This is a genomic window from Echinicola soli (assembly GCF_006575665.1).
GTDB classification, from domain to species: Bacteria; Bacteroidota; Bacteroidia; order Cytophagales; family Cyclobacteriaceae; genus Echinicola; species Echinicola soli.
Genome location: NZ_CP041253.1, coordinates 4,481,559 through 4,494,510 on the forward strand (window position 1 = coordinate 4,481,559; position 12,952 = coordinate 4,494,510).

The following is a 12,952-nucleotide window of genomic DNA, read 5'->3' on the forward strand; positions in this document are numbered from 1 at the left end:
GGATTCGTTTAGCTTAGGCATCTATCTGTACCTTAGCGCCTTCTTGTAGTTTCTGGATACCTTCCACTACTATTTTCTGACCAGGCTTAAGCCCTTCCCTGACCACTATCTCAGCACCCACTTTGGTTCCTAGTTGGACATTTTGCTGGTGCACAACACTGTCATCACCTACCACATAGACAAAATATTCCCCCATCTGCTCTGTCACTGCTTTATAAGGAATAGCGATTTGGCTCCCGATGTCCTGGTTAAGCACACGGAGATTTAGGGTCATGCCCGGGATCAACTCTCTCTCAGGATTTGGGAATTCCACACGCATATTGATCGTACCTGACTGCCTGCCAACAGCACGGTCAATGGTGGTCAGTTCTCCATGATGTTGATATACATCATTCTCCCCAAACTGTATAGTAAAGGTAGAGTCTGGAAGATTTTCATTTTTCATCATCCTGCTAAACCTTCTCACGTCTCGCTCATTTACCACAAAATCCACCATTACCGGATCATTGGACGACAGGGTGTTCAGTAGGCTTTGGCCTGCAGAGACCTGGGCTCCTAGTCTCACTTGGGAAATCCCCACCGTTCCGGCAAAAGGCGCATTGATCACCGAGTAATTATAATCTGTCAAGGTACTTCTCACCTGCGCTTCGGCTGAGGAGACTTGTGACTCAGCAGTTAGGATATCTGCTTTGGCATAATCCAATTGCTGCTTGGCGATGGCTTCTTGCTTGTCCAATGCTTCGTAACGCTCCAGGTCTTTTTTTACGCGCTCCAAATTCGCTTTGGCACTTTTCAGCGTGGCCTGTGCCTGCTCATAAGCTGCCTGATATTTACTTCTGTCTATTTCATAGAGCTTTTGGCCTTTTGCCACCTCTTGACCGTCCTCTACAAAGATCTTGGAGATATACCCACTTACCTGTGGCCTGATCTCAATTTCATTTAATGGCACGACAGTACCTGGATAGAGGTCCAGTCCCGTCACATGTTTTTTTGTCACCGCTGTAGCTCGCACGGAGACCGCTTGCTGACCTTGGCCTGCTTGCGTATTTGCTTCAGAACCACAAGAACTCACCACTCCTGAGATTCCCACAACGAAAATTATCCACAAAAACTTTTTCATTTCCCGATTGATTATTTGCTGTTTAGTTGATTTCAATATTTCCCAATGCTCTGTCCAGATCGATCTTGCTGGACATTAAATTGTACATGGCATTGAAGTGGCTCAATTGAGCTGTCCTCAATTCTGTCTCTGCTACGATCAGGTCTACATAAGCCTTGATGCCTTCATCATATTGCAGTTTGATGATGTTGTATACTTCCTCTGCCAGTACCATGTTCTCCTTGATTGTTCTCCATTCATATAGATCACTCTTGTAGTTGGCGAGCGCTGTCCTATATTCTGTATTGATCTGCTTCTCCAGGTTTTTCTTTTCCACCGAAACCTTCTCTTGCTGCAATTCAGCAATCTTGATATCCTGATGACGCTTTCCTCCTTGGAAAATCGGAAGGGAAAGGGTCAGCCCCAGGCCAGATGTCGGATAGCTCCTGTCATATAAATGGGAGAACGAATTATTAAAATAAAGCCAGTTGTAATTGTAATTGGCCGTAAGCGTGGGCAGGTAGGCCCACTTTTGGTAGCCAGTATTCAGCTGGGCAAGGCTCTCCTCCGTCTGGATCTGCTGGAATTCTATCCTGTCCTCAGGGAGCATTACCTGCGTGGTATCCGCAAATGCCCTTTCTTCCATCGCTTCATAATTATAGTCCAGCGACAAAGAAGCATCGGTCGGGTATCCCATCAGTTGTTTCAGATATGCCAGCTTAGCTTCTACACTTTCATCCGCCCTGCGCTTATTGCTGCGCGTATTGGAGAGCGTAATGGCCGCTCGCTGATAGTCCGTCTTATCTACAAGCCCTGACTCATAACGGCTCTTGGCATCATTATACTGTTTCTGCAGTCGCATCAGGTTTTCATCGATGATTTTTAGCTGCTCATAGGTTAGTAGTACATCATAAAACGCCTTGCTGACATCCACAACTGTAGCTATCTCGACATTGGTTTTATTTTGATCCCACTGTTGCTTGATGTACTTGGAAGTTCTCCCTGCAAATATCTGATCCCTGTTGATCAGGTTTTGATCCACTTGAAGGGAAATCGAGGAATTATAGTTTTGACCAAACGTGATCAGCTGGTCACCGATAATCTGCTGTTGCAACTTGATGTTTTTGGTTCCTGCGGCAGAAGCTGATATCTGCGGAAACCAGCCGGAGAGACTAGATTTTATCTCTCGGTCTCCAATCCGCTCATCCAGAAAAGCCTGCTGCATTGCAGGACCATTATCCAGCGCGTATTGTATACACTGATCCAGTGTCAGCTCCAACTGCCCCCGGTTTCCCACGGCCTCCTGTCCATACAGAAAACCGGGCAAAAACAAGTACCCTGCCATAAGCCATAAGAGTACACGATTTCTCATTTTCATAAAATTATTGATTGAAAACACTTAATTAAACACCTATTTATTTATACTTATCCTAAACTGGCACACGAATATTTGGACTAATCACTATGCAATTAAAAAAAGCGACTACAATTGTCTTTTGATACCATCCCAAACGATCTCAGCAATTTCCCCAAGGTTAATATCATCCAGGTTCATTTTTTTATTGTGATGAAGTTCTACTTTGACAGAACTGACAATACTTCCATGCACCATAATGGCCAGAATTTCGGGCCTCGCACTTGTCCGAAGGGCTCCGCTGCTGATACCACTGTCAAAAAACTTCCGCATCCAGCTATACCAAAGGTTATCTTTTACCTGCATCTGATCCGTAAAGTAAGGGGAATTATAAAATTGCTCCAAAAACCGCTGGATTGATGACTCCTTTATGTAAAACCGCTTCATGGTATGCCAAAACTGCATAAACCTGGTTTTAAAATCCAAACCGGCGTCGTCAGCCTCCTCAGCCACGCATACCAGCTTCCCCACAACATAGTGATATAACTCCATGATCAAATCATCCTTGTTTTTGAAGTGATGATAGATTGTCCCCGCAGCTACATTTGAATTCTTGGCCACCAAGCTCATCGGACATCCGTGAAATCCATGATCACGGATCAATTCCAACGTAGCCTCAAGTATATTTTCTCTCTTATCCATTTTCTACTTTCACAAAACCGAATGAACATTCAATCAATTTTGCGAAAGTTTAGTTCACTTTATCTTTACTTTTTTTGTTTTTTTTAACTAAGAAACTTAAATGGCTCTTTATCAGATAAAATTATGCCCTCTCCTGCACATCACACTAACCCAAAATTTTAGCTAAGGACAGCTGCTCCAATTACGCCTACTTATACTATAAAACCCACAACATATCGTAACTATTAAGTAACCATAACCCTCCCTAAAAAAGTAAAGTTCTCATAGTTTAAACAAATGTTTGAATTGATGATATACGGTTATTTTTATAGATAAACCAATTGATTTTAGGGATTAAATATCAAGGAGAAAATCGATCTATTTTGGCCTAAAAAGAAAAGTTGGGGGGATAAGCAAAGTTATATTACAAAGGAACGTAGATAGCACTGATTGGGCATATTTTCGCTGATCCTATTTTAAAAAATTACTGGAGTCCGAGAAAACAATCGTCAAATTGAAAAAAATCAACTGTTTTCACCCCCGCATCCCCTAAAGGGGACTTTCTAAAGCTCCCCTTTAGGGGATGCGGGTCATTTTAGGGATTGGAATAAAAACCCTCAAATTTCTATTTAAAGACAGTTTTTGATCATATTTTAAATTTAGTCGGACGCCAGTATTTTAAAATTGGAAAAGTACAGTAAAAAAAGCCCTGAAAGGGTGCTCCATCCATAGCCATAAACAACTCCCGTGGTAAACAGCCAAAAAAGTCACCTTATTATGGTCAACGACTTCACGCTAAAACCCAATCAAAGCAGATAGGTCATTATTCCAAAATAATCAGCATGCTATAAGCATTCATAAACCCAGATTATTGCTTGGCCGACAAAACACAAAACTATAGAGGCTAATTGGGTGAATGTTAATTGTTGTGTTCAACAGTCGAATAGTCAAAAAAATCAGTCAAGGGTAATCATACCTGATTCGAAATTGGTATAATCAATGCATTTAATCATCTTAATCAATGTATCTGCAAACTCTTGTTTACAAATAAATATCCCGAAATTGAAGATTTCATGCTGGATAGGATGAATCCTTCTTTCGTCAAATAATTGGGACAGATCCGATTTGGATTTTGCCCTGACCAGCAAATGGTCAACATTCGATGGACTATTTACTACTGACAAAAATCCGTTTGTCGAAGTTATTAGCATATTTGGCTTTAGTTTAGTAAATATTTAATTTCAACATGATATATATCCATTATCATCAAAAACCAGTCCGAAAACTTATCTTTCAAGCATTAGACCACCTTATCGCAAAACAATCAATAAATGAAAGGAATTCTCGTATTATTTAAAATCAAACTCCTTCTTTATTGAAAATCCGTTAATAAAATAAATGTAATCACAGAAATCTAAAAACGCAACAGAAACCACCACCATAATTTACTTTTTATCAATTACTTAACACTTAAATCACGCTATATATTTTTACTTAATAAATTATAAGACAAAAAAAATACCCAAATTCGGGTATTTTTAATTACTTAATTTTGATGTTTACATACATTTTTAATCAAAAATAAAAAACCAGCATAACTAGGAAAAATCTAATTAAATAGATCAAATTTCACACCTAAGTTAAATCGGGCATTATAGTACTCCGCTTGCATGGTCCTGGACCTGATTCCTTGATAATATCTAAGCGGCTGGTTGGTCAGGTTGTTTCCTTCAAAAAACACCCTCCATTTAGGGGTAAAAGCATAGGAAGCATTAATATCCAAAAATGTCTGCCTATCATAATACCTGTCTTCAAAGGTACTTCCACCCAATTCATCAATATAATCACTCGCATAGTTTAAGGACGCTCGAACGACCAATTTTTGGGTCTCATAGGACAGCGAAGCATTAAACATGTTTTGGGCAGTCCCTGGTAGCATCAGGTTTTCCTCTTCCCTTCCCTCGATTCCTGTGGTCTCTGATTTAGTAAAGGTATAGTTCAAGTAAAGCCCTAAGCCTTTCCAAATTTGCTTCTGAAAAGAAGCCTCCAATCCATAGACATTGGCAGTTCCACCATTTTCCGGCCTGGTATACTCAAGATTATCACCAAAAACAGGATGGCTGTAATCCAAATCCGTAATGCTATAGATAAATTGGTCAATATCCTTATAAAAACCTCCAATGGAAATCAGGCCCACATTATCATAATACTTCTCCGCCATCAGGTCAACGTTCATGGATGTGGTTGGTTTAAGGTTTGGATTACCAGTGGCCAGCTCATCATCTTCAGCGTTATACTCCGCATATGGTACCAAATCATAGTAATTTGGACGGGCAATCGTATTGGTCCACGCTAACCTCACGATGGTATTGGCATCCATGTCATATTTAAAATGTACCCCGGGCATGAAGTTATGGTAGGAATCCCCCGCACGCTCTTGGAAGTATGCTTCTTCCTCCACATCGTACAAATTCCCCGTGTAGGAAATATCTGTATACTCCCATCGAACACCAGCTATCGCAGAAAGCTTATCGGTAAACTGATGATCAGCCATAATATAGGCAGCTTGAATGGTTTCATTAGCGGTGTAGTTACCCGGTACAAACTCCTCGTATATCAGTTCGCCCTCAAACTGTCCCGCATCGGTCAACTGCTGACTGCCCACGAATTCCGGATCCACAAACGTACCAATTTGATATTGGCTGCCTGGCAGGAAATCTGGATCAGACTGATCCGTATGCGGTACATCGCCTAATGTAGCGCCAAAGGCACCTTCATCCACCGGGCTGTATTGATAGTAATTATTGTTACGATACTTGTACTTACTTCTGTACCTTCCACCAAACTGTAAGAGGCCTTTATCACTGTAAGGCAACTTAAAATCCAGCTTACCATTCAAATCCTCATCAAAGGTATATCCGTATTCCTCCGTCAGCTCATCCAATTCCAAACCCAAATTATCCTGGCGATTGATCAGGGCTGCAAAAGGCTTTCTGGGATCCGTGATATCTACACGTACGTCCTGTCCCCCTGATCTATAACCAATGTATCGCTCATGTGGACGCTCTTCTGAAGCTTTGGCATAGGTCACCGACCAGTCCATTTTTAGGCTATTGAAGAGGTGATCACCACCAAGTGTGAAATTCTGCACCCGCTGATCTTCCAATCGCTTATTATTTATCCGGTCAGAACCAAGTCCGCCTTTGGTTTGGTACTCCACCCTTCCGACGGTATTGAAAACACCCGGACTCACTTCTTCAAAGTTCCCGCCGTCAAATGCTTCGTCCAGCTCATCCACCTTCATCGCAAATCGGTTTTCCCAATCATCGCGGTGATTGTACATCGAGGAAAACATCAGGGTGTGGTTAGGAGTGAGATCATAGTCCAAAGACAATGAAACTGATCTCCTTACCCGCTGCACAAGATATTTACGCACTTCCATTTCTTCCAGTGCGATGCCATTATCAGACTCATACCAAACTGCCTCCACATCATCCGAACCAAAATTGTGGTTATTGTACGAAGCGGATAAAATCACGCCTAATTTATCGTCCAGTAGCCTATCGCCCAAAATCATCGAACCAGTCCAGATCGGCTTTTCCGATAGGAGGTTTAAGCCAGTGGCGGCCGTTCCTGATATTCGAAGGCCATTAGGAGCTTTTCTTGTTACCAAATTCACAGAACCACCAATAGCATCTGCATCCATACTCGGAAGGACCGCCTTGTTCACTTCAATGGTCTGGATCATATCCGAAGGAATCAGGTCCATCTGCACCCTTCTGTTGTCCCCTTCAGCGGACGGGATCCGTTCACCGTTTAAGGTCACCGAATTTAACTGGGGAGCCATCCCACGGATAATGATATCACGGGCTTCCCCTTGATCATTTTGCATCGTGATACCTGGTACACGCTTTAGCGCATCCCCGATATTGGCATCAGGAAATCGACCGATCTGGTCAGAAGACACAATATTGGTGATATTAGCATTATTTTTTTGTTGGTTCAGTGCTTTCGCTTGCCCTTTTAGACGGTCACCAAGTACCACAAATTCCGCACTTTCCACATAACCTGGGGTCAACTGAAACGAAGTTTCGGAAACAACGCCCTGTTTGACAGTGACTTTTTTCGCATCTCCCTCATAGCCCAGGTAGCTTACCGTCACCTCGTACTCTCCATGAGGAAGGCCTACCAATAAGAAATCTCCAGACTGATCCGTTATGGTCGCTTTATTCAAAGCAGTAACCATCACACTGGCACCTGGCAAAGAAAGGTTCTGGTTATCAATCACCCTTCCTTTGATCACTCCCTGAGCTTTTGCTACATCCACAGAAAAGTAGGCGACCAATAAGAATATAAAAGCTAAATATTTTTTCATTTGGTAGTTTGTTTGTTTTGGTTGTTTCATTATTGGATGATATTCAAAGTATCTCCAGCCATATCCTCCCACTTGTACAAGTGAAAAGTCCTATCGTCGGACATGGCCACAAAAAGCCCCTTCTTAAATGTCTCGTTCAGCGGCACACTAACCACCTCAGAGCCATCGCTGTTTACCGCACTCACCTTCACGATCGTAATCAACTCGTGCTGGTGCGGATTACCTTCAGTGCCTTCTCTGGGAAACACCTGAAATTGATTGGCTTCCTGATCGGATACCAGAACATAACCGGTACGGTCATCCAGTTTATAAATGCTGATTCCCTCGTGGTCTTTGGTAAACCCTTGCTGGGCAAAAAATGCCAACTCCTCGTTTCCTTTTTCTGGGTCGGCATAGTATTTTCTAACACCTACACCTTCATCAGAATAGTACACATACCCCAATTCATTATCTACTGCAATGGCTTCTATTTCCTTTTCCCCACTAAACTGGCCAAATTTCCGTACGAGCTCCAGTTTCACCTGGACTCCATCAGGAATGATCTCATACTGCCATAGGTAAGTACCATCCTGTGGGCCGTTTTTACGACCTGCTATAACGTAGCTTTTACCGTTACGGGGGTTTTGATAAATAGCCACGCCCATTAAATCCCTAAACTCGGTACCTGTCTCTCCTTCAAAAATCGATATTCCTCCGGGAACTATTTCCTTCATACCTGGAAGACTGTAAAAACGAAGCTTGGAAGTCAATCGCTCACCGGTCACGGCAAAATCAACGGTTCCTTTACCAAGCGGCAGATCATAGCCTATATCCACATTATTGGGCCGCTGGATATTCTTTACCACCAGGGAGTCAATAATGCTCCCTTCAAGATCAAAAACATACAGCCCTCCATCCTGATCCTTATCGGTACCAATAATGAGACTGTAGGCAGGATTTTCCTTATTGATCCAGATAGCAGGATCATCAGAATCGTGTGGCAATGTGTCGGTAGCATAGGTCGCCTTAAGCGGTCTGTCCATGCCACTGGAAGCAATTGTAGAAGTGCTTTCCTTCGGAGTATCACAGGCGTACATAAAAGCCCCTCCCATGATTAAAAATGCAATGTTTCGTAAATTGTAGCTCATCTAATTTGGTTAACTGTTAAGAACGACAATATTAGTCAGGTTAGATGATAAAGGACTACGCTTTAATATTATTAAAAAGTAAAAACAAAAGCCCCAAACAACACAAAAAATAAACATTATAAAATACTATAAATCAATACATTAAAACAATAAAAAGTAACAACAAAAGATAATAACTAAATATAAGGAAGATCCTCTCCTACAACCATGAAATAAATGTTAACAACTGCTGTAGGATGTTAAAAATTCATTAAAAAAGTAAAAAGGTCCAGAAAAAATCCCTGAACCTTTTTTTTCACCAAGTTTGACATATTAAAAAATCAACGAAAAGAATCTTTGAGTGCCCTCAATATTTTTAGAATCGTTTTATCCTTTATTTTTTTCTCCAAATAACCGTGATCCAGATGATCGATCTTTATCACGTTTATTAAAATACTCCATAATTTCGTTTCTTCCAGTTGCTCACAAGCTGCCACATTTCGCTCAAGCATTTCCCTTCCCAATACATCCTTTACCGCTGTTGATTTCACTTTTAACAGCCGCTTAATTTCAAAAGCCATATCGTAAAAGTCATAGTAATAATAGGCTGCTTCCGGAGTAAGCTCCTTGCCTATGATTTTTTCCACCCTGCTGAATTCACTTTCCATTAATGGAATGTAATCCAACACACCGTTAGGTTTTCCGAGGACATCTATTTCAGACATCAATATACTACCGGAAAAATCTTGATTCAGCTTCATATCCATACCTTATCCAAGTGAAATGAAACATAAAAAACAACCAAGGCTTTGAGTATTTAAAAACAACTTAAACTCTGCTCCTTTATGTTGATACTAAGATGAATATTATTTTTTTAACAAACAACAATTTTACGTTTTTAATATAAAAAAATGCTTTTTACATAATGTTTTAAATATTTCATATAAATTCTTACTTAAATGCAAACTTTTAAAGTTCCCTGTATTTCTAAGTCAATTTTTCAACAATCATACATGAATAAACACCCAGTTAAAAGCAAAATTTGTCTCTTTTCTTAACGTAACGGGGATGAGAACTTTGGCTTTTACTATATTAGAAGTTGAAAAAACACCAAACTATAAACCTATGAACTATCGCCCTGCACCAAGCCGCTATGATAAAATGACTTATCGTCGATGCGGCAAAAGTGGTCTAAAACTCCCTGCCCTTTCGCTGGGTCTTTGGCATAACTTCGGCCACGTGGATGTGTTGGAAAATTCCAGAAAATTATTGCAACTCGCTTTTGATGCCGGGATCACCCATTTCGATCTGGCAAATAATTATGGTCCTCCTCCCGGATCAGCTGAGGAGAATTTCGGGAAAATCCTTAGGGAAGATTTTAGTGGCTTCCGGGACCAAATGGTCATCTCGACCAAAGCTGGGTATTACATGTGGGAAGGTCCCTATGGGGAATGGGGGTCAAAAAAATACCTGGTATCCAGTCTCGACCAGAGTTTACAGCGGATGGGATTGGACTATGTGGATATTTTTTACCACCACCGACCTGATCCCGACACTCCGCTGGAAGAAACCATGGCGGCCCTAGACCATATCGTCCGTCAGGGCAAGGCACTCTATGTTGGCATCTCCAACTATCAAGCTGACGATGCTGCCAAAGCTATCAGTATTCTCAGGGATTTAGGCACTCCATGCCTCATCCACCAGCCAAAATATTCGATGTTTGAGCGCTGGGTAGAAGGAGGACTTTTGGATGTACTTGGCAATGAGGGCGTGGGCTGTATTCCTTTTTCTCCCCTTGCCCAGGGAATGCTTACAGACAAGTACCTCCATGGCGTCCCTGAAGATTCCAGAGCTGCAAAATCCCACGGCTTTCTCCAAAAATCTGCCATCACAGAAGAGACACTGTCCAAGATCAAACAACTAAACGAGCTCGCCGCAATACGTGGACAAAGCCTCGCTCAAATGGCCCTTTCATGGCTGCTAAAAGATGACCGCATCACGTCTGTTTTGATAGGAGCAAGCAAAACCACCCAGTTGGAGGATTCTCTAAAATGCCTTGATAATCTCTCCTTTTCCAACGAGGAACTAAGCAAAATAGAGGGGATTTTAACATAACTGGTCGATGGGCTAAAGGAAAATTGCTCCAATAAATACCTTGGTCAATAAAGCTCCCATACCATTTTGTCATGCTGACGACAGGAGAGATTTCTTACGGCGAATTTGCGTGAGATTCCTCCTGTCGTCGGAATGACAATCATAACAAGGTTGGATTTAGCCCAAAAACCGGGGATTACAAATCCCCTTTTAATGAGGGTTCCTGATTAGTGTTGACCAGATTAATCATTGGTTTTCATTGTCAAACATAATAACTGGTCTTTCCCTAGATGAAAGTTTGGACCAATTACTTTCAAACTCCTCCGGACTTTTGTTATAGCGAGAGCTGCAACCATGCATAATGAATTGTGCTGGTCTGCTCCGATCTACCCCACCTAACCTCCCCCGCCGCCGCGGGGAGGAACAAATCTCAATACTCATATCTCACTACTTGATACTTGCATCCTAGCTCTATATTCTATTTTGATTGCTCCATCGCCACCACGGCTCCTAACAAATAAGCCATGGGGGCGTTCCAATTAATGGTGATTTCATTGCTGGCATAGCTGCAAACATGATCTACATAGGATTCATCAAAAACAGTAGAAGAATAGTCACAACCGTCCTGCTGGCCAGGGTTGGGGCCACCTACCAAGAGCCCCGGAACTGGCTCCTCGATACCATCAGCTTCTGAAATCCTATGATGCGGATACATGGGAGACTTGGCTCCAAAGCCGGTCACAAAGCAATATCCAGTAGCATTCCTGCCTAATAGATAATCTAGATTCGCCTTGGCTGCCTCTAAATAAGCCGGCTGCTTTTCAAAAAAAAACAGTTGGATAAGCGCAACGCCTTGATTGGCGGCCACAGCGTTACTGCCCCACACAAAGTCCTTGGGATCCTTTCCCATCACCGATTGGAAAGAAGTCTCCTCCATCTGCGATACCCAATCATCACCGGTTGCTTTCAAGGTGGATTTTAAGGATGCTATCAATGGTTGCAATGCCTCATCTTCATGCCTTAACAGCGAATAATATCCTAACCATGCTACATTACTCCAGCTCGGCACCGAAAAACTTGGGACAGAATCGACAGGGATTTTTTCCAAATAACGCTTTTCAAGAGTATTAAGGTAAAGCTCACATGCAGCCCAAATCCATTCGTCCTGCAAATTTCCATCGCCATAGGCTCCTGTCGTGATAGCTGGATCGTAGGTGTTATTAAGTTTCTCTTGGTCATAGGTAAGATCAGGATTTTCAGATGCCCATCTCCAGGCCGCTTCAGCTTGGGATTGCCATTTAACAGCCCTGTCTCCCAAGCCTTCCACATGTTTCATTACCCTGGCCGCCTGTGCCATGACCGCCGCAAAATCCAAGGTGGCAGCAGTGGATTTGCTCACTACATATCGCTTCGCCGTGGCATCCGCGGGTGTTACCATTCCTTCAAATTTTGCTGTGGTCAGCTTATGATAAACCCCTCCGTCATGAGGATCCTGCATCTGCTCCATCCAGTCCAAATTCCACAATATCTCATCCAAAATATCCGGAATGGCATTTTGGTTCTCGGGAATATCCCAGCTTTTCCGGTCAAAATAATCCGGAAAGTCTTCGTATAAGGACAACAGTGTGCCCATTGAAATACCACTATTGACAATGTACTTGTTATAATCACCGGCATCATACCAACCTTTGGAAGCGGACAGGACTGTCTCCTCGGTCCTATTCCCACACACTGCAGAAGCATGCACATACACTTCATCATCCCAGTGTCCTGCTGCCCGTGCCCATTTCCCTGCTTGATCAGGTTTAAGCGCAGTAGATGCCCGCTGAAAATAATATCCCTTCAGCACTGCTGTCAATACATCATCATAAACACCTTCGCGAATAACGACTGGATAAGATTTGCCCAATCCCTCAACGGTGATTTGGTAAAGCCCCGGTTGCTTAAGACTGCTGAAATCAGCGACCCAAACTTCTCTTTGGGGCACCTGATCCTGGCCTATTTTCACTAAGGAGCCTTCATACACTTCCTTCCCTGAAGGACTGGAAATCACCTTAAAAGCTGCTCCTTTTCCCACTTCCAAGACGATTGCCACTTTTTTACCGGACGGATAATGTCCCACTTGGTTTATTCGGATGGCTTCTGTCAACTCACCAGAAGACTCCTTCTCCTGACAGCCTCCCAGCAGAAGTGCCAAGCCAACATAAATTCGACACACATAACTAAAGGTTTTCATAGGTTAT

The 12,952-nt window shown here is 42.4% G+C and carries 8 protein-coding genes; 1 reads left to right on the plus strand and 7 read right to left on the minus strand.

From position 1 onward, the window contains the following. Positions 1 to 13: 13 nt before the first annotated feature. The 6 genes from FKX85_RS17625 to FKX85_RS17655 all read right to left on the minus strand — a co-directional run bounded on the left by FKX85_RS17625 (position 14) and on the right by FKX85_RS17655 (position 9,376). Positions 14 to 1,120 (minus strand): efflux RND transporter periplasmic adaptor subunit, encoded by a 1,107-nt coding sequence (locus FKX85_RS17625; protein WP_141615980.1) that lies wholly within the window; start codon positions 1,118 to 1,120, stop codon positions 14 to 16. Between the two features lie 22 nt (positions 1,121 to 1,142). Further along, positions 1,143 to 2,477 carry a TolC family protein gene (locus FKX85_RS17630; protein ID WP_141615981.1) on the minus strand — a complete coding sequence of 445 codons (1,335 nt, stop codon included), beginning with the start codon at positions 2,475 to 2,477 and terminating at the stop codon, positions 1,143 to 1,145. A gap of 105 nt (positions 2,478 to 2,582) precedes the next feature. Next, positions 2,583 to 3,155, minus strand: a complete 573-nt coding sequence (locus tag FKX85_RS17635) for a TetR/AcrR family transcriptional regulator (RefSeq protein ID WP_141615982.1) — start codon at positions 3,153 to 3,155, stop codon at positions 2,583 to 2,585. A 1,588-nt stretch (positions 3,156 to 4,743) separates the two neighbouring features. Beyond that, complete coding sequence (locus FKX85_RS17645) at positions 4,744 to 7,509, minus strand: TonB-dependent receptor (protein ID WP_141615984.1); 2,766 nt, start codon at positions 7,507 to 7,509, stop codon at positions 4,744 to 4,746. Positions 7,510 to 7,538: 29 nt separating this feature from the next. Next, positions 7,539 to 8,531, minus strand: a complete 993-nt coding sequence (locus FKX85_RS17650; RefSeq protein ID WP_229239844.1) for a phytase — start codon at positions 8,529 to 8,531, stop codon at positions 7,539 to 7,541. A gap of 425 nt (positions 8,532 to 8,956) precedes the next feature. Continuing rightward, positions 8,957 to 9,376 carry a hypothetical protein gene (locus FKX85_RS17655; RefSeq protein ID WP_141615986.1) on the minus strand — a complete coding sequence of 140 codons (420 nt, stop codon included), beginning with the start codon at positions 9,374 to 9,376 and terminating at the stop codon, positions 8,957 to 8,959. A gap of 364 nt (positions 9,377 to 9,740) precedes the next feature. On the opposite strand from FKX85_RS17655, the gene mgrA reads away from it, so the two are divergent. Beyond that, complete coding sequence (gene mgrA, locus FKX85_RS17660) at positions 9,741 to 10,730, plus strand: L-glyceraldehyde 3-phosphate reductase (RefSeq protein ID WP_141615987.1); 990 nt, start codon at positions 9,741 to 9,743, stop codon at positions 10,728 to 10,730. A 457-nt stretch (positions 10,731 to 11,187) separates the two neighbouring features. On the opposite strand, the gene FKX85_RS17665 is transcribed toward mgrA, so the two are convergent. Then, positions 11,188 to 12,945, minus strand: coding sequence for a glycoside hydrolase family 9 protein (locus FKX85_RS17665; RefSeq protein ID WP_141615988.1), 1,758 nt, complete (start codon positions 12,943 to 12,945; stop codon positions 11,188 to 11,190). Between the last annotated feature and the right edge of the window lie 7 nt (positions 12,946 to 12,952).

Bases quoted from the DNA above. Each gene is read 5' to 3' on its own strand.
- FKX85_RS17625 (WP_141615980.1), bottom strand. From the start codon at position 1,120: ATGAAAAAGTTTTTGTGGATAATTTTCGTTGTGGGAATCTCAGGAGTG.
- FKX85_RS17630 (WP_141615981.1), bottom strand. From the start codon at position 2,477: ATGAAAATGAGAAATCGTGTACTCTTATGGCTTATGGCAGGGTACTTG.
- FKX85_RS17635 (WP_141615982.1), bottom strand. From the start codon at position 3,155: ATGGATAAGAGAGAAAATATACTTGAGGCTACGTTGGAATTGATCCGT.
- FKX85_RS17645 (WP_141615984.1), bottom strand. From the start codon at position 7,509: ATGAAAAAATATTTAGCTTTTATATTCTTATTGGTCGCCTACTTTTCT.
- FKX85_RS17650 (WP_229239844.1), bottom strand. From the start codon at position 8,531: ATGGACAGACCGCTTAAGGCGACCTATGCTACCGACACATTGCCACAC.
- FKX85_RS17655 (WP_141615986.1), bottom strand. From the start codon at position 9,376: ATGAAGCTGAATCAAGATTTTTCCGGTAGTATATTGATGTCTGAAATA.
- mgrA (WP_141615987.1), top strand. From the start codon at position 9,741: ATGAACTATCGCCCTGCACCAAGCCGCTATGATAAAATGACTTATCGT.
- FKX85_RS17665 (WP_141615988.1), bottom strand. From the start codon at position 12,945: ATGAAAACCTTTAGTTATGTGTGTCGAATTTATGTTGGCTTGGCACTT.